Source organism: Nonomuraea diastatica (assembly GCF_004349015.1).
In the GTDB taxonomy this organism is placed as follows: Bacteria; Actinomycetota; Actinomycetes; order Streptosporangiales; family Streptosporangiaceae; genus Nonomuraea; species Nonomuraea diastatica.
The window spans coordinates 1-18,871 of the sequence record NZ_SMKP01000124.1 but is presented as its reverse complement, the minus strand read 5'-3'; the positions used below and the strand labels follow the sequence as shown (position 1 = coordinate 18,871).

The window sequence follows — 18,871 nt, the reverse complement described above, 5'->3', positions numbered from 1 at the left end:
GTCCTGCCGTGCACTTTATAAGATTCGATATCTTCACAACTACGTAAAACATGAGTATGTTGTGAAGCATGATAACCGCCATCACGATCAGCAGTCCGGTCAAGACCTTCGGCCGGACTCGCGCACTGGACGACCTGAACATGTCCGTGCACACCGGTGAGGTCCATGGCTTCCTCGGCCCAACGGAGTCGGCAAGTCCACGACGATCCGCATCCTGCTCGGCCTGTTGTGCGCCGACTCAGGGCAGGTCAACCTCCTGGACGGCGACCCCTGGAAGGATGCGGCCCAGTTGCACCGGCGCCTGGCTTACGTTCCCGGCGACGTGTCGCTGTGGCCCAACCTGTCCGGAGGGGAGGTGATCGACCTGCTCGGCCGGCTGCGCGGCGGCCATGATTCCAAGCGACGTGCCGAGCTGCTGGAGCGATTCGACGACTTGCGCAAGAAGGGCCGCGCCTACTCCAAGGGCAACCGGCAAAGGTCGCCCTGGTCGCCGCGCTGCTCATCCTCGACGAGCCCACCGGCCTGGACCCGCTGATGGAGGCGGTCTTCCAGGAATGCATCAGCGAGAAACGCTCTCGCGGGCGGACCGTGCTGCTGTCCAGCCATGTCCTGTCCGAGGTCGAAGCGCTGTGCGGTCAGGTGAGCATCATCCGCGGCGGCCGCATCGTGGAGACCGGGACCTTGGCCGACCTGCGCCACCTTACGCGTACTTCCATCACCGCCGAGCTCTCCAAGCCGGTGCCCGTCCTCGGCCGCCTGCCCGCTCTGCACGACGTCGTCGTGCAGAGGACCGGATCCGCTGTCAGGTCGATTCCGCCGCCCTCGCGGCCGTGCTGGAGCTCTTCGGCCGCGCGAGCGTCCGCAGCATGATCGCCCAGCCGCCCACCCTGGAAGAGCTGTTCATGCGCCACTACGAGACCGCGCAGGGCGGCAAGCACGCGGCGGCGGTCGCTCGATGAATGCCTGCACCGGCACCGGCCACCTCGTCCGGCTCTACCTGCGGCGCGACCGGATCACGGCGACAGGCTGGACTTTGTTCTTGGCGCTCCTGGTCGCGGGCATGCTCCCCTACTACGGCGGAATCTTCACCACCGAGGAGGCCCGGCTGACACCCGAGCCGAGGAGGAGTCCGGGCGTGCCGAACTGGTGGGCGCGGGAGTGATCGGCCGCTTCGCTCAGCTCACCGCTGCCCTGCTGGTGACGTTCGCGGTCAGTCTGGCCACCGGTCTGCTCACCGCACTCGGCATGATGGCCGGTGGATTGGACGCCGCGGGAGCGTTCACCCTCATGCTGGCCATGGCCGGGCCCGGGTTCGTCTTCGGAGCGGTGGCCGCGGTGGCCGCTCAGCTCAAAGAGCGGTCCCGCACCGCCAATGCCATCGCCTTCGCCGCGCTCGGCGCCGCCTACTTGATCCGCTTCCTGGCCGACGGCGGCTCGATGCTGTGGCTGCGCTGGCTAACTCCGCTCGGGTGGAGCCATCTGATGGAGGCGTTCGCCGGTGACCGCTGGTGGCTGGTTATCCTGCACCTGGCCCTGGCCGCCGCGCTCGGCCTGGTGGCCTACCGCCTGGCACGGGATGCTCGCTTTCGGCATCATCCCTCGCCTGGCTGTAGCCGCCGTATGGGTGGTGTTCCTGCTCCAGCAGCTCTTCGGCGAGTCGGTCGGCCCAGCCATCGGGATCGACTACTGGATCGCCAACACTGTCGTGCCCATGCATCACGTCCCGAAGATCCTCACCGGTGCCGAGTTCACCGCCGTCCCCCTGCTCATCTTGACCGCCCTGGCGGCCGCGCTCGCCGGCGCCGGCCTGGCCGCGTTCAGGCGTCGCGACCTTACCTGACATCTCATCCAGAAGGTGACAATCCGAGATGACCGAGTCTCTCCCCACACCGCACGGCCTGCCGACCGCTCGCGGCGGCTGCCCCTTCGGCCCGCCGCAAGAACTCGCCCGGCTACGCGAGAAGCGCCCGATCAGCCGCATGATCTACCCCGACGGCCACGAAGGCTGGCTGGTCACTGGGTATCGCGCGGCCCGCGCCATCCTCGCCGACAGACGGTTCAGTTCGCGTCTGGAATTGCGTCGTTCCCCCACTCCGGGCACCCTGGCCCAGCAAAAGCCCCAGCCAGCTCCCCCCGGTCTGATCAGCCGCCTGGACCCCCGGACCACACCCACTATCGGCGGCTGCTGACCGGCCAGTTCACCGTGCGCCGCATGAAGCAGCTCGAACCTGGCATCGAGGAGATCACTGAGCGTCAGATCCAGGAGATGCGTCGTCAGGGCCCGCCGGCAGACCTGGTGGAGAGCTTCGCCCTGCCCATTCCCTCCCTGGTGATCTGCGATCTGCTCGGCGTTCCGCATGCCGACCGTGAGGGCTTCCAGCAGGACACCAAGGTGCTGTTCACCCTCGACGCGCCCGCGCATGACATCACCAACGCCGCTACGAGTATTGCCGGGTACATGCGCGAGCTGGTGCAGCAAAAGCGGTTCAAGCCTGGCAGCGATCTCCTCAGCGACCTGATCGCCGGCGGAGAACTGAACGACGAGGAACTCACCACCATCGGCATGACCCTGCTCGTCGCCGGGCACGAGACCACCGCCAACATGCTGGCGCTCGGCACCTTCGCGCTGCTGGAACACCCCGACCAGCTCGAGGAGCTCCGCGAGAACCCGGCGCTGATCAACGGCGCGGTCGAAGAGCTCCTGCGGTACCTCACCATCGTCCACATCGGCCCCACCCGCGCTGCCCTGGAGGATCTCGAGGTCGACGGCCACCACATCACGAAGGGCGAAGTCGTCACCATCTCCCTGCCCGCGGCGAACCGGGACCCCAGTTGCTTCGAGCGCCCCGAGGACCTCGACGTCACCCGCTCCGCCGCCGGACACCTGGCCTTCAGCCACGGCATCCACCAATGTCTGGGCCAGCAACTCTCCCGGATCGAGATGCGCATCGGCTTCTCCGCGCTGCTGCGCAACTTCCCCGGCTTGCGCCTCGCCGTACCGGCCAGGGAAGTCCCACTGCGGGAGAAGGCGCTGATCTACGGCGTCGACCGGCTCCCGGTCGCCTGGTAGGGACCGATGAACGATGAGACGGGCACCCAGTGCCACCTCCTGAGGGAAAGGACCGGCAGATGAGAAGCCTGTCCAGCCTGGCGACAGTCGCGGCACTGCGCGCGTTCGGAGTCAGGCGCCTGGACGCCCACCCTGACCTGTTCCTCTGGTCTCTGGCCAAACGGCAGGCCATCTGGAAGGAACCCGCACCGCCTGACCGGCTCTTCCGCAGTCTGGGCGTCGAGCGGATCGACGAACGCGGGTGCCTGTGCTACCGGATCTCCCCGAGGCGGGACACCGGCAGCGCGGATGTCTTCTATCTGCACGGCGGGGGATACAGCCGGGAGATCACCGGCACTCACTGGTCGCTCGTCGCCAAACTGGCCGAGCGGTTCGGATGCACCGTCACCGTGCCGATCTACCCCCTGGTCCCGGCCGCTGACGCGACCGAAGTACTCTCTCTCCTTTTGCAGGCCTACACGGGCCTGAGGGTGACCGGACGGCGAAGGGTGGTGATGGGCGACTCGGCGGGCGGCGGGATGGCCATGGGGCTGGCCCAGCTGCTGCGCGCGGACCACCTGCCCGGACCGGACAGACTCGTCCTGCTCTGCCCACACCTGGACTGCACCATGAGCAACCCGGGAGGGCTCGCCCTGGAGAGGTACGACCCCATCGTGTCGGTCTTCGGCATCGCCGAAGCGTGCAAGATGTACGCGGGCGCGCTGGACCTCGACGACCCGCTGGTCAGCCCGATCAATGCAGACCTGACCGGCCTCTCACCGATCACGCTGTTCACCGGCACGAGGGAGGTTCTGTATCCCGACTGCCGCCTCTTTCGCGACCGGGCGCGCCGGGCCGGCGTCGAACTCGACTACCACGAGTACCCTGGCATGTTCCACGGCTGGATGCTGCTGCCAATACGCGAGGCGCGCCCGGTCCTCGATCACTTGGGCTCGCTGCTGCGCCCTCCAGGCTGAGCGCTCGGCTTATCTGGGGTTCTCAAGCGTTCTCGCTGGTCAGCCGCTTGGAGGTCATTCAGGCACGTAAGGCAAGTTAGGCTGGCGCAGCTGCCGCGCTGGTGCATCGTCGAGAGGTCACCAGCTGTCTGATGCGCGGGAGGCAGTCCGCCCAGTCAGACTCGGATGAGCGCTGCGGCCAGCTCGGCATTTCGCTGGGCGAACGCGGCCCATTCAGGCGGGGTCGCGGCGCTTGCCTGGGCGACGGCCGAGCGACTGCACTCGTGCTGGTCCCATCGATTCAGGCGCCCGCCGCGGATGCTGAACGTGACGGCGAGGCCGTCTGCCCATCCGCATATGTCTTGGTCGCCGCCGCCTTCGATGGTGACGCGCTGCATGCTCGTCACCCATTCGAGCGCTGCCAGCTCGTCGTGAATCCGGGCGGCCAGTTCGAAGTTGAGCGCCGCCGCCGCACGATCGCGACCCGCCGTCAGAACTTCACACGCCGCCCCGGTGTTCGTTCCGTCGAGCGCGGAGATGACGGCCGCGGCCAGTGGTTCTCTGAGCTGCGGGCCGATGCCACGCCTCGCCGCGATGTCGCGTTCGGCGCCGGTGAGCCGGTCACGCGTGTATGACAGCGGGAACGCGCGTTGCAGCCCCGAGATCGCCTGCCGTGCTCTCGTTCCGCCGAGATAGGGGCCGAGACCGACAACCCCATCGAACCGTGCGACATGGCTTGTGCGCACCCCGGCGGTTCGTGGTCGCGTGTCGACCAGGATGTAGATCGTCGTCTCCGCACCGCCGGGCGTGCGATTCCAGGGCGGCATGTCGGCTTCCAGTAAGTTGCGCTCGAGCCATGCGGCCTCGTGCACCGAGTCGCACGCCACTGCCTCGACCCGGGCGATTTGGGCGACCATCTCCGTCAGGTGCAGGCGATCGCGCAGGTCACCCCAGTAAGACTGCACCCGGCTCCGAAGGTCGGTGGCGCGCCCCAGGTAAAGGATCTGGCCACCTCTGTCGCGGAACCGATAGACGCCAGGTTCGTGAGGTAGCCGTGCTGCCGCGCGAGCGGCCGCGGATCGAGTCGACACCGGGCCGAGTCAAACATCGGGCCGTCGAAAGCGTCAACCGGGGTGTGGACGTGATCCTCGCAGCGGTGATGGATCGTTGTGGGAGGGCTGTCCTGGTCAGCCCGTCGCCGGCTCGGTGAGCCGGGCTTCCAGGTCGGCGATCATCTGGGTGAGCAGGCTGGTGTTCTCGGGCCGGACCGCCTGCGGGCCGACCGTGTGGAGGCCGGCGACCTTGGTGAGGCACTCGTCGGCGGCCTGGGCCATGGTGGCGAACTCCGTGCGGGCGATCGAGTGCGGGTTGGCGGCCTCGTAGGTGGTGGCGCGGTGCATGTCCTTGACCGAGGTCATCGCCGCGCGTGCGGCGGACATGGCGTTGCGGGCGCTGAACTTATCGCCGTGCCCGGAGCGCACGTAGCGGGTGGTCCAGACCCGGCGCCGGGCAGCGTCGCGCCGGGCGGGGTCTGCCGACGCCCAGGCGGCGGGGTCCGGGAACGGCGCGGGGTCAGCGATCGCGGTTGATCTCCTTCATCAGGTCTTTCAGCGACGTCCGTGCGGCGGTCAGGTTGTCTTCGGTTTCGGTCAGCGTGGCCTTCAGCCGCGCGTTCTCCGCCAGCGCGGCGTCCCGCTCGATGGCCAGGCGTTCGACCTGGGCCAGAAGCTCGTCGATCCGCTCCGTCAGTTCCCGGCTGCCGGCACTCGCCAGCGCCGTTCCCAGACCGCGCTGGACGGCGGCCTTGAGCTTGTCTTGCTCCGCGCGCAACTGTTTGATCTGCGCGCGGGTCAGCTCCAGGTCGCAGGCCAGGGACGCGGCCGAGGCGCTGGTCCCGGTCGCGGCGGCGCGCCGGGCTGCTTTGGCCTGCCCGGCGCGCCGTCTCGATGTGCTCGCGGACGCCCGGGGAGTAGACCAGCGAGATCGGCACCCGGGCCGCCGCGTCGACAGCCCGGAACGTGATCGGTTCCCCGCAGGCCTTCAGCTCCTTCAGCGTCATGCTCGACTTCAACCCGACCATGCAGCAGCAACTCACCAACGCCATCGAGATGAACGCCTACATGGGCGGCCTGGTGGCCGCCCAGCGCAGCGATCCCGGTGAGGACATCCTCGGCACGCTGGTGCGTCAGCACGGCGACGACCTCAGTGACGACGACCTGATCGGGATCGGGAACCTCCTCTTGATCGCCGGGCACGAGACCACGGCCAACATGCTCGGCCTCGGCACTCTGCTCCTGCTGCGCCACGACCCGGCCCTGCTGAGCGAGCCTGACCGCTTCGACGTCACCCGCCGCCCCAGCGCTCATGTCACCTTCGGGCACGGTATCCATCAATGCCTCGGCCAGCAGCTGGCGCGCATGGAGCTCCGGGTCGCCCTTCCCGCACTCCTGCGCCGTTTCCCCGAGCTGCGGCTCGCGGTGCCGTACGAGGACCTGCGCTACCGCGTGCTGGCTCCCGTCAACGGCGTCCTCTCACTTCCGGTGACCTGGTATGCCATGAAAGTGATCATTGACCAGGCCCGGTGCATGGATGTGGGCCAGTGCGTCATGGCCGCGCCAGAGGTCTTCGACCAGCGCGAATCCGACGGTGTCATCGTGCTCCTCGACGCCCGAGCCGCTCACCGGCCAACGGGCCGTACACGACGCCGTGCTGTTCTGCCCGGCAACGGCCACAGCGTCCCGGGTCCCGCCCGCGCGGCGGCTCGCCCGGACGGAACATAGATCTCTAGAAGATCACTGAAGATCTTGTGTTCTGGCCTTGTTCTTCATGGAATCGGGTCACAGTGGTCGGTGTGCAAGGTGGGTGGGCTGGAGAGCTTGTCGGGCCGGATGTGTGGCAGACCTGCCGAAAGTTGATCCCGACCGGCAGTGTGTTCGCGTTCTTGGCAGAGCATCGCCAGGCGCTGTTTCCGGCGAGAATGTTCGCGGACATGTATCCCTCGGCCAATGGCCGGCCGAGCATGCCGCCGCAGGTGCTGGCGGCCGCAGTGGTGTTGCAGACGCTGATGTCGACACAGTCCATGCGCTGCGCCGGGTCCGCGGCGCGGTCCGGCACGGTGGTGATCACGGCGACGGTGCCGCTGACCGAGGTGTTCGGCTACGCGACCCGGCTGCGCAGCCCTACCCAGGGCCGGGGCACGTTCATCACCCGGCCGGCGGGCAACGCTCAGGCGCCCTGACATCGGTTGACGGCCCCGTCCAGGGGCGGGGCCGTCCTCCCGATCGACGTGAAAGAACGTCGCATGGTCGGCGACCGCCGCCGAGCGCGACGGGTGGTCCGCGATCGGGTCGGCTAGTGTCCCGGTGGATGATGTCCGGGTGAGAATTCAGGCAGACGGCAGCCGGCGAATGCCCGTCGGACTCATCGCGCTGACCCTCGGCAGTTTCGGGATCGGCCTGACCGAGTTCGTGATCGCGGGCCTGCTTCCCCAGGTGAGCCGGAGCCTGGCCGTGTCCGAAGCCGCGGCTGGGTGGTTGATCTCCGGATACGCGCTGAGCGTCGCGGTCGGCGCCATCGTGGTGACCGCCGCCACCAGCGGACTGTCCCGCAAGTCGGTCCTCATCGGGTTAGTGGCGCTGTTCGTCGTCGGCAACCTCCTGTCCGCCGTCGCACCGGACTATCCGATGATGCTGCTCGGACGCGTCGTCGCCGCCCTGTGCCACGGTTCGTTCTTCGGCATCGGCTCGCTCGTCGCACGGCGGATGGTTCCGGCAGAGCGGGCGTCGAGGGCGGTGGCGGTGATGTTCGCCGGGTTGACACTCGCGAACGTCCTGGGCGTGCCGTTAGGTGCTCTGGTGGGCGAACGCTGGGGATGGCGCGCCACGTTCTGGGCAATCACCGCGATCGGCCTGATCGCCATGATCGCCATCGCGGCGCTGGTGCCGGGCTGGGCCGGCGCGGTGGACCGCGCGCATCCCTCGGCGGCTTCGGGCCTGAGTGGGCTGCGTGTCCAGCTACGCGCGTTCCGCTCCTTGCAGGTCTGGCTGACGCTGGCGGCCACCGCGCTCGGTTACGGCGGGATGTTCGGCGCGTTCAGCTACATCGCCTACACCTTCACCCAGGTCACCGGCTTCTCCAGCGCTGACGTCGCCTGGCTGCTCGTCGTGTACGGCAGCGGCCTGGTGATCGGGAACATGGCCGGCGGGCGGGCCGCGGACGGTGATCGGGACCGCACGCTGATCGTCTCCCTGGCCGGCCTCGCCGTCACGCTCACCGCGTTCGGGCTGCTGGCCGGCAGCCCCGTCGCATCGGTGATCCTGGTCTTCCTGCTAGGCTCGTTCGGGTTCGCCAGCGTCCCCGGCATGATCACCCGGGTCACCGATTACGCGAACGGGGTCCCGCTCGCTGCCAGCGCCAACGTGTCGGCCTCCAACGTCGGCAACGCGCTGGGGGCCTGGCTCGGCGGCCTGGCCATCGGCCTCGGCCTCGGCCACGCCGCTCCGCTCTACGTCGGCGCCGCCATCGTCCTGGCCGGACTCGCTGTGATGACGATCAGCGCGCGGCGAGCACCGGACCAGGCTTCGGACATCGGCGGCGTCGGACTCTCCCCGGACAGTGCGCCCAAGTGCTGACCCAGGCGGCCGGCCCGAGCCAAACGAGAAAAGACCTCGCCTGCCAGGGCAGTGTCATCCAACTCTTAGCTTGAGATCTAACCATCCAAGATCACGATTCGGTGGACTTCCCGAGTTCCAGGGACAGCAAAGCGGCCTTCACCCGATCGTGTCGTCTCGCCAGAGTCATCACCCATCGCCCAAAGGCCACAGAGGTGAGTGTGCTGCACGAAGACGCACGCGTCGAGAGTTTGTCGTAGCAGGATGGCGAGCTGGACAGTGGTCCGCGACGGGAGCAGGCTGCTGCTGCCGTTTCACGCCGAACTGCCGGACGGCTGGCACGCCGATGGCGCAGTCGCCCACTCCCTGGCCAACGACCCCTTCGAAGACGCTTTCGCTGCCGGTGCCAGCCTGCCGTTGTGATCGGGGGCGCGGAAGTGCAGCTTCTACGGCTTCGGAGTCGACGTGGCAGTCGCAGCCCGTGACAAAGACGTGGGTGTCGTCGATGCCGTCGGCGAGTCTGCGGGGTGGGGCAGACCGGCAGGGACGGGTTTGGGCTTGCCGCTGACGCAGGAATCCACGAAGAACTCCTTCACCTGGGCCTGCCATCGCGTCCCCGGACGAGCGGCACGTCCTCGCTCGCGAGTCCGGCGACAGGTACACGTGGTCGGCGTTGTCGTTGATGAGCTCATCGTCCAGCAGCACCGAGCCGCCCGCCGACGTGTTCGGCTGGGATTACACGATGGTGAAGGCGCGGCTCAGGCCCGACAGGTCCAGCACACGGCGGAGCCTACCGCTCACATGACCCAGCTCCATGTTTCCGCCCGCCCTGGCGACCTTGCCCTGTGCCTCCAGCCCATGCGAGTCGCAGAACGTCAAAGCGCCCGCGTCCACGAGCAGGTTGACCGGCGATCCTGCCGCGAGCGCACCGTCGACCGCATCCAGCAGGCGGGGGGCCGTGTAGAGGTCCAGTTCGCCGTTCAGGGTCGGCACGAGACCATTCCCCTCTCCGAGTTTTCGGCTGGCTGATGTTGCTCGGCCGCAGTCAGGCGTCGAAGGATGCGGAAATTATGGTGTTGCGCCGCGAGGTGGCGGTGCTGCGGCGTCAGGTTGGACGGCCGAAGCCGGACTGGGCCGACCGGGCTGTTCTCGCGGCGCTGGCCCGGTGGTTGCCGGCGGTGCTGCGCGCCCATCGGCTGGTCACCCCGGCAACGTTGATGGCATGGCATCGTCGTCTGTTGCGCCGGGCCTGGACCTACCCGCGTCGGTCCGGGCGTCCAGGAACGAGCCAGGAGATTTGTGACCTGGTTATTCGATTGGCGAGCGAGAACCCCGGTAGGAGTCATCGACGGGTGCACGGCGAGGCGGTGCGACTCGGCTTCCAGGTCAGCGAGGCGACCGTGCGGCGTATCCTGCGCTCGAGCCGCTTGGGTCCGGCGTCCCGACATCTCGACACGTCCTGGCGGATCTTCTTGCAGTCACAGGCCGAAGGTCTCCTGGCCTGCGACTTCTTCAATGTTGACACGATCTTTCTGAAGCGCCTGTACGTGTTGTTCGTGATGGAGGTCCGCACGCGACACGTGCACGTCTTGGGCGTGACCAGCCACCCGACCGGCGCACGGACCGCTCAGCAGGCCCGCAATCTCCTGATCGACCTTGGCGAGCGAGCAGGGTCGTTTCGCCTTCTTATCCGCGATCGGGACGCCAAGTTCACTGCCGTCTTCGATGAGGTGTTCGCCGCCGTGGGTATCACGGTGCTGAAAGTGCTCGGCACGTGCTCCAACCTGTCCGCATTCGATGATCTCCGCGACGCGAGCTGCGCGCTCGGATCGAGGTCGTCGATGGTTCCAACAGTCACCCCCTGCGCCGTCCACCTGGAACAATCCAGGTGGACGGCGCGGGAGTGGCGCCGATCTCAGGACACCGCGGCGGTTCTGATGTGATCGGCCAGTGGTGACAGCGACGACAGCGGCAACTCCCGATGCGTCCATGCCTGCCTGAGGTCCTCGGAGCTGTAGCGGGGCAGCAGATGCAGGTGAAAGTGGAACACGGTCTGCCAGGCCGTAGGGCCGGTGGCGTGCCAGATGTTCATCCCGCCCGGTTCCAGCGCGCGCCGCAACACGGCGGCGGTGTGCACAGCACCCCGCATCAGCAGGCCCGCACGGTCCGGGCCGATGTCGGTCAGGTCGCGACAGTGTTCGCGGGGGACGACCAGGGTGTGACCGCGAGTCGCCTGTGAAATATCGAGGAAGGCGACCACGTGCTCGTCGGAGTAGACGATCTCCGCGGGAATCTCCCCAGCAACGATGCCGCAGAATGTACAGGTTTCGGCCATGGCTGTCCTTTCTCCACACAATCGAGCCACACCGTAGTGACGCCGGATCAAGCGCAGGGCACGCGAGGCGTGTAGATCCTCACCGCCTGATCACAGCACCGAACTCCGGGGTCTGACGAGGGCGGGGAGCAGCAGGGACAGGGCGCCGTACTCGGCCGTGCTCGCCTTCAGCGGATTGAGGCCGGCATCGTTTGTCGTCAGGCGCGGGAATATCTGCCTGCGCAGACAACTTAGTACGATGTGAACACGCCCCTTGAGGAAGGTAAGGAGGGACTACCATGACCACCGCGATCGTCGGCACCGGGAGCATCGGTTCGGCTCTGGCCACGCTCCTGGTGCGCGGCGGCGAGGACGTCGTCCTCGCAGCTCGCACGCCCGACGGCGCACAGGCCGCCGCCCGGCGCACCGGCACCCGCTCCGCCACCGTCGAGGAGGCGATCGGCGCCGCCGACGTCGTGATCCTCGCCGTCTGGTTCGACGTTGCCCGAGAGCTGCTCGCCACGCACCGCGACGCGCTGGGCGGCAAGATCGTCGTCGATCCGTCGAACCCCGTCGCCTTCGACGCCGACGGCGGGTTCGTCAAGACCATCGGCGAGGACGAGTCCGCCGGAACGATCCTCGCCACCGAGGCACCCGCGGGCACCGCCGTCGTCAAGGCGTTCGGCACCATGGCGGCCACGACCCTCGCTGACAGCTCCGGCCGGACCCCCGGCGTGGCGCAGTTCTACGCCGGCGACGAGGGGGCCCGCGGCCACGGTCGCCCGCCTGATCCGTGCGGCCGGGTACGCCCCGGTCCACGTCGGCGGCATCGACCAGTCCATCCGCCTGGAGGTCTTCGGCGACCTCCACGAGCTCACCCTCGGCAGAACCCTCACCGAAGACGAAGCACGCCGACTCGTCTGAGCAGCACTACCACCGAGAACCATCACCCATGAGAGAAGAGGATCCGACATGACCGCGAACGAACTGCCCACGCCGGTGAAGCTCGGCGAGCGCGTGACGTACGACGTGCCCATCGCGCGCGTGGCCCGCGCGACGCTCACGCGCCCCGACGAGGGCAACCTGCAGGACGTCCAGCTGCTCTACCAGCTCGACGCCGCCTACCGGCGCGCCGCAGCCGACGACTCGATCTCCGTACTCGTGCTGGCGGCGGAGGGGGACGACTTCTCCATCGGGCACGACGTGGAGGCCCTGTTCACCATTGACGGCATGGACCAGGTGACGTTGGAGGGTGGCCTCGGCCTCGGCGGCGTCGAGGGGGACATGGCCTGGGAGAACGAGGTGTTCGTCGAGCTGCACTGGCGCTGGCGTAACTTCCCCAAGCCCGTGATCGCCGCCGTGCAGGGACGGGTCCTGGCCGGCGGCATGATGATCATGTGGCCCGCCGACCTGATCGTGGCCAGCGAGGACACGCGCTTCGCCGACCCCGTCACGGCGTTCGGCATCGGCCACGTCGAGCTGTTCCTGCACCCGTGGGAGTTCGGCGCCAGGAAGGCCAAGGAGCTCCTGTTCACCGGCGACGTCCTCACCGCCTCCGAGGCGAAGGACCTCGGCATGGTCAGCCGGGTCGTCCCGCGCTCGGAGCTGGAGACGGCCGCACTGGAGCTCGCGCGGCGGATCACGACCCGTCCGGCGGTCGGGCTGAAGATGGCGAAGAAGGCCGTGAACCAGACCCTGGACATCCAGGGCCAGTGGAACGCGGTGCAGGCGGCGTTCCATCTCCACACGCTCGGGCACGCGCACAGCCGCATCCGGCACGACGGCGCCTACATCGACCCCGCCGGGTTCGGGCTGACGCGCGAGCTGTGGGGACTGCCCGACACCGACGTGTAAGCAGGCGCCCGTGACGCCTGACCGCGCGGACGCCTGCGCGCGAGGGCCGTCCGTCACCCACGACGAGTCGGCCCTCGCGCACCCACGACGCGCCTGAACGACGCCGCACCGTACTGGAGATCATTCGTGAACGCGGCAGAAGAGGGCTGCCGGAGGATCGAGCCCGGTGGGGAAGCGAGCCGGCTTCCTGACGGCCTCACGCGGTGCTCAGGAGACCGAGTTCGCGATCGAGGATCGGAGCATGGCCACGAGCATCCCCGCGTTGCCCGTATCGCCCCACGAGCGCACCAGCGCCTGCCCGTACTTGCCCCGGATCACGATGTGGCCGGCCTGGACGTCGACCGCGGCGAGCTCATGCCAGGAGATCACACCGTCGTCGCCACCGACGCCCTCCGCCGTGAGCTCGACGAAGGGCCCATCACCCCATCGGGGGAACAGGTAGCTCTCGCCCCGCGCCAGCGCCGCCGCGACCTTCGGCCGCAGGCTCTCGCTCACGCGCTCGACGAACACCTTCCCCAGCCCGGCCAGGTCCTCGATGTGCTCCTCCGTCAGGGTCAGCCACTCCTCCCCGCCACTCCACAGGAGCACGTACTCGCGCATCACCTTCCTGCCCTGCCGGGCGGAACGCTCGTACACCGCGGCGACCTCGTCCCACCGGTGCGCCGTGGTCTCCCCGCCCCCAGCCCAGGACCAAGCCTCGTTCGAACACCACCACACCCTGGGAGACGCTGCCGGGCCCCCAATACCTCGCCCGCTCCTCGCCGAGATCGTGCGCCCGGGCGAGCTCGGTCCAGGCAGCGGGCAGCGGTGCGAGGCGGGCGTGCTCCCACTTCGCCCTGCCGGGTCTGATGATGAGCCACATCACCATCCCGGCCAGGCCAGCCCGCCGGCGAACGGTGCGGTGCGGCCGATCACGTCGGTGAACGCCGTCGGCTTGGCGTAGAGGACCTCTCCCGAGGCTCGCCATTCGGCCTGGTCACGATGGCCGAGATCGGTGACGTTGCCCACCAGCGCGCCCGTGCGTCGCGTGCCGTCAGCGGTGGTCCAGGCCGCCTCGCAGCCGGAGAGCGTCCCGGACTTCCTCATGTAGCCGCACGACTCGGAGGTCACCTGGAAGTCCACCGGCTCGCCGGAGCTCCAGTGCCACGCGTGCTGGATGCTGCCCAATGCCCCGAAGCCGCAATAGAGCAGCAGGATGCCGCCCAGCGCGAGCAGCATTCCGGACAGGGCGGCTCGCTTCTCGATCGTCATTTCGTACCCTTCCAAGTGGTACGAGTGACCAGGGTTGAGGCCGTCACCGGCTCGGCATCGAGCACCGCCCGTCCGCAGCGGCCCCGAGCTGCCCCAAGAAGCTGAAATCACCATTTACGCGCTCCGCCCCGGTTGGCCGATAATCGTCCTCCAGGGCCCCACCTCGGTCCAGGCATTGCAGTCCTGGCTTAAAAGCCCAGCGTGAACGGGATGAACAGCGGAAAGGAGTCCGCGAGCGATGTTACGGATCCTTTTCACCAGCGAAGACCTCGCCCGTACGCGGGTCGCCGCGACGGCCGATCCGCTGTGGGAGATCGCGCTCAGCATGTTCCGGCTGACGGGGCGCAGAGGCAGGCAGGCGTTCGCCCTGTGGCGCCGCCGGACCCGCCACGACCTGGCCAGGCTGGACGGCCTGGACACCGTACGGCGCGTCCTGGGCCCGCTCTTCCCCGCCCACGCCTCGTACTTTCCCGACTTCCTCACCCCGCCCCACGGCGGGCACGGGCTGGGCGCGGGGGCGGACGCCGTGCTGAGCACGCCGCGCCCGCTGCTGCGCAGGGAGCTGGACAAGCTGGTGAGCAGGACGGGCACGCCGTCGTGGGCGTGGGGCCTGGCCGACGGCCGCATGGACGCCTTCCACGACCTGCGCGACGGGCTGTGCGGCTACTTCGACGCCGCCATCGCGCCCCACTGGTCCGAGGTCCAGGCGATGGTGAACGCCGACCGTGCCAAGCGTGGGCGTGCCTACCTGGACGGCGGGGTCGGCCACCTGCTGGCGAGCTTCAGCCCGGTCATGCGATGGCGGCCGCCCGTGCTGAGCATGGACCACCCGGTCCACCGGGAGGTGCGGCTCGGCGGGCGCGGGCTGGTGCTGATCCCGTCGTACTTCTGCTGGGGCGCGCCCGTGGCACTGGCCAGCCCCGAGTTGCCGCAGGTGCTGGTCTACCCGATCGAGCGGGACCACCCGCCTGCCACGCCGAGGCGGCCGTCCGACAGCGCCGGCGCCCGGCTGCTCGGCCCCACCAGGGCCGCCCTACTGAGGTCCGCCGTCGACGGGGCTACCACGGGGGAACTGGCCCGCCACCACGGGATCTCACCCTCCGGCGTGAGCCAGCACACTCAGGTGCTGCGCGAGGCGGGGCTGATCGTCAGCCGCAGGTCCGGCGGAAACGTGATCCACACCGTCACGCCGCTCGGCGCGGCCCTGCTGACCGGCGCCGGCCTACCGCTCGCCCCCGGGTTCCGCAGGTCTCACTCAGCCGAGGGACATCGGCCCGAGGTGATGGAGAGCGGCGCCGCAGTGTCGATGCGCTACGAGTCCTCCGACGACAGCGTGCCCGCCTTGAGCTCCACGGCCAGTGCGGCCGCGGCCGCGGACAGCGGACGGCTCGTGGAATGGGCGAGGCGCGCCGTCCAGATGATCGCGGGATCGACGTCGATGGCGACGAGCAGGGGATCCGTCCAGACCGCCGACGCCGGGATGAACGTCACACCGAGCTGTTCGCGGACCAGCGACTGCGCCATGGTGAAGTCGATGATCTCCGTGTGGACGGTGCGGCGCAGGCCGGCGGCGGCGAAGGTCGAGTCGACCAGCGAGCGGTTGCCCCAGCCCGCCGGAAAGTCGATGAACGCCTCGTCGACGATCTGCTCCAGCCGCACCGTCGCGGAGCCGGCGAGAGGGTGGGTCGCGGAGCACACCAGGCGGAGCGGCTCGCGGTCCAGGCACTGCAGGTGCACCCCGGGCACCGTCTCCGCCGCGGTGGCGACCAGTGCGAGGTCCAGGTCGCCGCGGCGCAACGCGTCGAGGTGGCCACGTGACCCGGCCGTGGACGATCGTGCGTGCACGACGGCTGCGGGGTGCTTGCGCCGGAACGACGCCAGGCGGCCCACCAGGTCGTAGGCCGCGAGGTGGTGCATCAGGCCGAGATTCACGGTCCCGATGACCTGCCCGCGCGTGGCGGCGACCGCGGCGACGGCGGCCTCCATCGCGTGGAGGACGTCCCGGGCTCGCGGCAGGAGCGCCTCGCCCTCGGGGGTGAGGCTGATCCGGCGGCCACGGACGAACAGGGCGCTGCCCAGCTCCCGTTCGAGCTGGCGGACGGCGGTCGAAACCGCCGACTGCACCACCCTGACCCGCTGGGCGCCAGCCGTGAAGCTGCCCGTCTCGGCGACGGCAACAAAGTACTCGAGCTGATGCGGTTGCACTCGGCCATCATTGCAGAATGCGATGGAGTCGCTTCCGGAGATTCGCTGTACGCGATACACCGGCGGGCTGGACACCGGCGGGCTGGGCGACGTGATCGTATCGCCATACGTGATACCTGAGTTCGCGATGATTCGTTGGACAAGTTTCCACGCGAGGAGGCACCATCAAACTCATATAACCACTGAACCGCTCGTCACCCGCGACGCCTTCATCGCCGCGCAGCAGATCGCCAAGACCCGCGAACGTTCCCGCAGTGAAGCCGGACGTAACACCCACGTGCAGACCAAACGCTCATACCCGCTGCGATCATTCATCTTCTGCGCGATGTGTCATCGACGGATGTTCGGCAAGACACGACGGCAGACCGCCTACTACACCTGCCTGCCCGCCCACGGCTACCGGCCCGATGGACACCCGCCGACCATCTACGTTCGCGAAGACCACTTGATGGACGGCATCACACAATTCTTCGCGAACAACATCTTCAGTCCGGCGCGAAGAGCCCGGCTCAGCAGCGCTCTCATCCAGGCCAGCAAGCGCGAGGCCGATAGCCACGCACAGGGAAGGCGCGCCTTGCAACGCGCCATCGAAGATCTTGACGTGCGCAGAGCCCGCCTGATCAACACCCTTGAGGTCACCGATGACCCCACAGGCGATCTCGCCCGCGACATCCAGGAGCGCATGACCAACCTGGTTCGACAGAAGGCCGACAAGCTAGCCCAACTTCGCGACCTGGATATGGCGCAACCGGTGCGCCATGCGCCCGATCTCCTCGATGCGCTCCCAGCGGGAGTGCCGATCTTGGACAGGTTGCCCGAAGAGCTCCTGCGTAAGCTGTTCGACGTCTTCCGCCTGCAGGTCCGCTACGACAAGACCACGCACACGGCCACCTGACAGTGACCCTCACGGGCGAAACCGTCGACATCGCTGGCGCCCTCTCGGACGAGGCCCTACAAAAGCCGACCGGGCACCTGACGGTGCTCGGTCGTGTGGTGCCCCCTGCAGGATTCGAACTGCGCACCCGGCTCCGGAGGCCCCTTCACGATCATGCGTCTATCTGCAACATTGCCTGCCATGCAGTAGAGCCGACTCGCGAATGCCTCGCAACGCCACAGGAAACGCCAGCGGTATCGCAGTCAGGACACCGTGATGGCCGACTGGCCGCCGCATGACCGCCTTCACGGCGGATTTGGTTGACGAGGCACGGTACCCGGAAAGCGCACACCGATCAACTACCACCACCAACAGTCCGAACGGCGCGCAGCGGCGCGCCGTTCGCGTCTCGGACACCCCTGCCCTCGCGCAGGCACCGTCGAAGGCGCTCATCGCCGCGGCGGTGCCGCGCGGCATGCGCCGTGCTCCAGGGCAGCAGGAGTTCCTCCGCGCCCTGCGTGAGGACCCCGACGTGCTCGACCTCCGTTACGACGGCTACGGCAACCTCCTGCGCGTCGCCCAGGTGATCACCTGGACGGCCGACTGGAAGACCATGTGCTCACGTCCGACGATCGCGGGCGTCGTCGAGCGGACCGGTCTGTCCAAGGCAACCGTGAAGCGCTGGGTTCGCTGGCTGCGTGAGCACGGTTGGCTCGGCGTCGTCGAGCAGGGGTCCACCGTCCGCTTCCGCAAGGGCACCAGCGCGGGCCTCGACGATGACGGCCTGGGCAACCGCGCGGCCCTCTGGGTGATCTGCGTTCCTCGCGACATCACGCCTGTTCCAGTCCCTGAAGACGCTTCTGACCAGGCGAAATCCGTATCTGAACCCCCCTCTGTCTCTCTCCCTGAGAGAGACAAGAGAGATCCCACGCGCACGCGCGAGGCCCCTCACGGTGCCCGTCCTGGCCCACGCATCTCGCCGACCTGGGCAATGCATGAGTCGCCAAGGACCAAACGTGATCGACTCGCAGCCTGTGAGCGTCTGCGGCAGGAGTCGGGGGTGCTGCGCAGGATGACGGCCTGGTACCTGCGGTGGCTGCTGAAGGCGTTCCTCCTCGCTGGCTGGACGGTCGCCGATGTGCTGCACGCTCTGGACGTCCGCTCGGATGGCAGCGGGTGGACCTACACCTGGTCCAGTGCGGACGAGTTGCGGCACATCCCCGGCTGGGTGCGCAACCGCCTCGGCGCCTGGGTAGGGGGAGATGGCCAAGTCCTGTCGTCCAGGTCGCAGCGGTTGGCCGCAGCCGCCCGGGAGGCGGAGGAGCAGAGGCGCCGCCGCGTGGAGGAGCGAGGGCAGCGCTGGGCCGAGCGTGTGGACGCGGACGGTGAGGACGGGCCGGCGGCGCGGGCGCGGGCGCTGCTGGTGGCGACGAGTCCGAGCTTCGCCGCTGCGCTGCGTCGGACGGATCTGCGCCGTAGAAGCGCACGTTGGACATGTCGTTGTTCACGGAGACGCGTGATCAGGCATGCTCCGGTGTCAGCGGTGGCGGACAGGTTCTGAATCCGTCTGAGGCGATCGCAGGGCTTCTGAGGTGCGGTTTCGCGTCCACTCCGCATCCTGTCTCTTTTAGGTATACATACGTGTGGTGGTGCTGGTAAGATCGAGATCCAACTAGATATCAAGATCAAATAGCCTTCCACCAGGGCAAACATCGAAAGGACGCGGCAAGTGAACACCCCCGCCACCCCCTATGAGCC

22 protein-coding genes and 2 pseudogenes are annotated in these 18,871 nt (G+C 68.3%); 16 read left to right on the top strand and 8 right to left on the bottom strand.

Translation table 11 applies throughout. The annotated features are described in order from the left end of the window. The first annotated feature begins 68 nt into the window (after positions 1 to 68). The 6 genes and pseudogenes from E1294_RS34315 to E1294_RS34295 all read left to right on the top strand — a co-directional run bounded on the left by E1294_RS34315 (position 69) and on the right by E1294_RS34295 (position 4,026). Positions 69 to 959 (top strand): annotated as a pseudogene (locus E1294_RS34315) (ABC transporter ATP-binding protein). Beyond that, positions 956 to 1,162 carry a hypothetical protein gene (locus E1294_RS34310; protein WP_132515132.1) on the top strand — a complete coding sequence of 69 codons (207 nt, stop codon included), beginning with the start codon at positions 956 to 958 and terminating at the stop codon, positions 1,160 to 1,162. Before E1294_RS34315 ends, E1294_RS34310 begins: the two are co-directional and overlap by 4 nt. 414 nt (positions 1,163 to 1,576) lie before the next feature. Continuing rightward, on the top strand, positions 1,577 to 1,840 hold the full coding sequence (locus tag E1294_RS34305; RefSeq protein ID WP_132515131.1) for a hypothetical protein: 264 nt from the start codon (positions 1,577 to 1,579) through the stop codon (positions 1,838 to 1,840). A gap of 28 nt (positions 1,841 to 1,868) precedes the next feature. After that, positions 1,869 to 2,189 (top strand): hypothetical protein, encoded by a 321-nt coding sequence (locus tag E1294_RS57835; protein WP_342775120.1) that lies wholly within the window; start codon positions 1,869 to 1,871, stop codon positions 2,187 to 2,189. 23 nt (positions 2,190 to 2,212) lie between these two features. Further along, positions 2,213 to 3,070, top strand: coding sequence for a cytochrome P450 (locus tag E1294_RS34300; protein WP_342775119.1), 858 nt, complete (start codon positions 2,213 to 2,215; stop codon positions 3,068 to 3,070). A 59-nt stretch (positions 3,071 to 3,129) separates the two neighbouring features. Next, positions 3,130 to 4,026: an alpha/beta hydrolase gene (locus E1294_RS34295; RefSeq protein ID WP_132515130.1), complete on the top strand. Its 897-nt coding sequence runs from the start codon at positions 3,130 to 3,132 to the stop codon at positions 4,024 to 4,026. Between the two features lie 155 nt (positions 4,027 to 4,181). Here the strand turns inward: E1294_RS34295 and E1294_RS34290 are convergent, their stop codons facing one another. The 3 genes from E1294_RS34290 to E1294_RS34280 form a co-directional block, all read right to left on the bottom strand. After that, positions 4,182 to 4,970, bottom strand: a complete 789-nt coding sequence (locus E1294_RS34290; protein ID WP_132515129.1) for a UvrB/UvrC motif-containing protein — start codon at positions 4,968 to 4,970, stop codon at positions 4,182 to 4,184. Between the two features lie 222 nt (positions 4,971 to 5,192). Next, complete coding sequence (locus tag E1294_RS34285) at positions 5,193 to 5,486, bottom strand: hypothetical protein (RefSeq protein WP_132515128.1); 294 nt, start codon at positions 5,484 to 5,486, stop codon at positions 5,193 to 5,195. Between the two features lie 91 nt (positions 5,487 to 5,577). Further along, entirely contained in the window at positions 5,578 to 5,835 is a 258-nt protein-coding gene (locus E1294_RS34280; RefSeq protein ID WP_132515127.1) for a hypothetical protein, read from the bottom strand. A gap of 188 nt (positions 5,836 to 6,023) precedes the next feature. Here E1294_RS34280 and E1294_RS54175 point away from each other — a divergent pair, with 188 nt between their 5' ends. The 4 genes from E1294_RS54175 to E1294_RS53180 all read left to right on the top strand — a co-directional run bounded on the left by E1294_RS54175 (position 6,024) and on the right by E1294_RS53180 (position 9,038). Continuing rightward, positions 6,024 to 6,785 (top strand): cytochrome P450, encoded by a 762-nt coding sequence (locus E1294_RS54175; RefSeq protein ID WP_132515126.1) that lies wholly within the window; start codon positions 6,024 to 6,026, stop codon positions 6,783 to 6,785. Positions 6,786 to 6,982: 197 nt separating this feature from the next. Beyond that, positions 6,983 to 7,243 (top strand): hypothetical protein, encoded by a 261-nt coding sequence (locus E1294_RS57485; RefSeq protein ID WP_132515145.1) that lies wholly within the window; start codon positions 6,983 to 6,985, stop codon positions 7,241 to 7,243. 139 nt (positions 7,244 to 7,382) lie between these two features. Further along, a complete protein-coding gene (locus E1294_RS34265; RefSeq protein WP_246083490.1) occupies positions 7,383 to 8,636 on the top strand; it encodes an MFS transporter in 1,254 nt (417 codons plus the stop codon). A gap of 243 nt (positions 8,637 to 8,879) precedes the next feature. Continuing rightward, positions 8,880 to 9,038 carry a hypothetical protein gene (locus tag E1294_RS53180; protein WP_165977620.1) on the top strand — a complete coding sequence of 53 codons (159 nt, stop codon included), beginning with the start codon at positions 8,880 to 8,882 and terminating at the stop codon, positions 9,036 to 9,038. Positions 9,039 to 9,350: 312 nt separating this feature from the next. Here E1294_RS53180 and E1294_RS34260 read toward each other — a convergent pair whose 3' ends face one another. Continuing rightward, on the bottom strand, positions 9,351 to 9,608 hold the full coding sequence (locus tag E1294_RS34260) for an STAS domain-containing protein (RefSeq protein ID WP_132515125.1): 258 nt from the start codon (positions 9,606 to 9,608) through the stop codon (positions 9,351 to 9,353). Between the two features lie 77 nt (positions 9,609 to 9,685). Here E1294_RS34260 and E1294_RS34255 point away from each other — a divergent pair, with 77 nt between their 5' ends. After that, positions 9,686 to 10,558, top strand: a complete 873-nt coding sequence (locus E1294_RS34255) for a helix-turn-helix domain-containing protein (protein ID WP_132515124.1) — start codon at positions 9,686 to 9,688, stop codon at positions 10,556 to 10,558. Here the strand turns inward: E1294_RS34255 and E1294_RS34250 are convergent. Beyond that, positions 10,531 to 10,950, bottom strand: coding sequence for an HIT family protein (locus E1294_RS34250; protein ID WP_132515123.1), 420 nt, complete (start codon positions 10,948 to 10,950; stop codon positions 10,531 to 10,533). The two genes, E1294_RS34255 and E1294_RS34250, sit on opposite strands and share 28 nt — an antisense overlap. Before the next feature lie 278 nt (positions 10,951 to 11,228). Between E1294_RS34250 and E1294_RS57480 the strand changes: the two genes are divergently transcribed. Together E1294_RS57480 and E1294_RS34240 are read left to right on the top strand one after the other, a co-directional pair. After that, positions 11,229 to 11,885 (top strand): NADPH-dependent F420 reductase, encoded by a 657-nt coding sequence (locus E1294_RS57480; RefSeq protein ID WP_132515122.1) that lies wholly within the window; start codon positions 11,229 to 11,231, stop codon positions 11,883 to 11,885. 16 nt (positions 11,886 to 11,901) lie between these two features. Continuing rightward, positions 11,902 to 12,783, top strand: a complete 882-nt coding sequence (locus E1294_RS34240; RefSeq protein WP_132515121.1) for an enoyl-CoA hydratase — start codon at positions 11,902 to 11,904, stop codon at positions 12,781 to 12,783. A 207-nt stretch (positions 12,784 to 12,990) separates the two neighbouring features. Here E1294_RS34240 and E1294_RS34235 read toward each other — a convergent pair whose 3' ends face one another. Continuing rightward, complete coding sequence (locus tag E1294_RS34235; RefSeq protein ID WP_342775117.1) at positions 12,991 to 13,500, bottom strand: DUF6585 family protein; 510 nt, start codon at positions 13,498 to 13,500, stop codon at positions 12,991 to 12,993. Between the two features lie 144 nt (positions 13,501 to 13,644). Further along, on the bottom strand, positions 13,645 to 14,034 hold the full coding sequence (locus E1294_RS34230; RefSeq protein WP_132515119.1) for a hypothetical protein: 390 nt from the start codon (positions 14,032 to 14,034) through the stop codon (positions 13,645 to 13,647). Between the two features lie 238 nt (positions 14,035 to 14,272). Between E1294_RS34230 and E1294_RS58350 the strand changes: the two are divergent. Continuing rightward, positions 14,273 to 15,169, top strand: a pseudogene (locus E1294_RS58350) (ArsR/SmtB family transcription factor); the annotation flags it as partial. Positions 15,170 to 15,345: 176 nt separating this feature from the next. On the opposite strand, the gene E1294_RS58345 reads toward E1294_RS58350, so the two are convergent. Beyond that, on the bottom strand, positions 15,346 to 16,239 hold the full coding sequence (locus E1294_RS58345) for a LysR family transcriptional regulator (protein WP_132515143.1): 894 nt from the start codon (positions 16,237 to 16,239) through the stop codon (positions 15,346 to 15,348). Positions 16,240 to 16,261: 22 nt separating this feature from the next. Between E1294_RS58345 and E1294_RS34215 the strand changes: the two genes are divergently transcribed. Both E1294_RS34215 and E1294_RS34210 read left to right on the top strand, forming a co-directional pair. Further along, complete coding sequence (locus E1294_RS34215; RefSeq protein WP_132515118.1) at positions 16,262 to 17,134, top strand: recombinase zinc ribbon domain-containing protein; 873 nt, start codon at positions 16,262 to 16,264, stop codon at positions 17,132 to 17,134. Between the two features lie 274 nt (positions 17,135 to 17,408). Next, complete coding sequence (locus tag E1294_RS34210; protein WP_132515117.1) at positions 17,409 to 18,674, top strand: helix-turn-helix domain-containing protein; 1,266 nt, start codon at positions 17,409 to 17,411, stop codon at positions 18,672 to 18,674. The last annotated feature ends 197 nt before the right edge of the window (positions 18,675 to 18,871 follow it).

Excerpts from the sequence above, each read along its gene's own strand:
- E1294_RS57835 (WP_342775120.1), top strand. The coding sequence starts at position 1,869 with ATGACCGAGTCTCTCCCCACACCGCACGGCCTGCCGACCGCTCGCGGC.
- E1294_RS34295 (WP_132515130.1), top strand. The coding sequence starts at position 3,130 with ATGAGAAGCCTGTCCAGCCTGGCGACAGTCGCGGCACTGCGCGCGTTC.
- E1294_RS34305 (WP_132515131.1), top strand. The coding sequence starts at position 1,577 with ATGCTCGCTTTCGGCATCATCCCTCGCCTGGCTGTAGCCGCCGTATGG.
- E1294_RS34240 (WP_132515121.1), top strand. The coding sequence starts at position 11,902 with ATGACCGCGAACGAACTGCCCACGCCGGTGAAGCTCGGCGAGCGCGTG.
- E1294_RS57485 (WP_132515145.1), top strand. The coding sequence starts at position 6,983 with ATGTTCGCGGACATGTATCCCTCGGCCAATGGCCGGCCGAGCATGCCG.
- E1294_RS34215 (WP_132515118.1), top strand. The coding sequence starts at position 16,262 with ATGGAGTCGCTTCCGGAGATTCGCTGTACGCGATACACCGGCGGGCTG.
- E1294_RS53180 (WP_165977620.1), top strand. The coding sequence starts at position 8,880 with ATGGCGAGCTGGACAGTGGTCCGCGACGGGAGCAGGCTGCTGCTGCCG.
- E1294_RS34300 (WP_342775119.1), top strand. The coding sequence starts at position 2,213 with ATGAAGCAGCTCGAACCTGGCATCGAGGAGATCACTGAGCGTCAGATC.
- E1294_RS34310 (WP_132515132.1), top strand. The coding sequence starts at position 956 with ATGAATGCCTGCACCGGCACCGGCCACCTCGTCCGGCTCTACCTGCGG.
- E1294_RS34255 (WP_132515124.1), top strand. The coding sequence starts at position 9,686 with ATGGTGTTGCGCCGCGAGGTGGCGGTGCTGCGGCGTCAGGTTGGACGG.
- E1294_RS34250 (WP_132515123.1), bottom strand. The coding sequence starts at position 10,950 with ATGGCCGAAACCTGTACATTCTGCGGCATCGTTGCTGGGGAGATTCCC.
- E1294_RS34230 (WP_132515119.1), bottom strand. The coding sequence starts at position 14,034 with ATGACGATCGAGAAGCGAGCCGCCCTGTCCGGAATGCTGCTCGCGCTG.
- E1294_RS57480 (WP_132515122.1), top strand. The coding sequence starts at position 11,229 with ATGACCACCGCGATCGTCGGCACCGGGAGCATCGGTTCGGCTCTGGCC.
- E1294_RS34210 (WP_132515117.1), top strand. The coding sequence starts at position 17,409 with ATGACCGCCTTCACGGCGGATTTGGTTGACGAGGCACGGTACCCGGAA.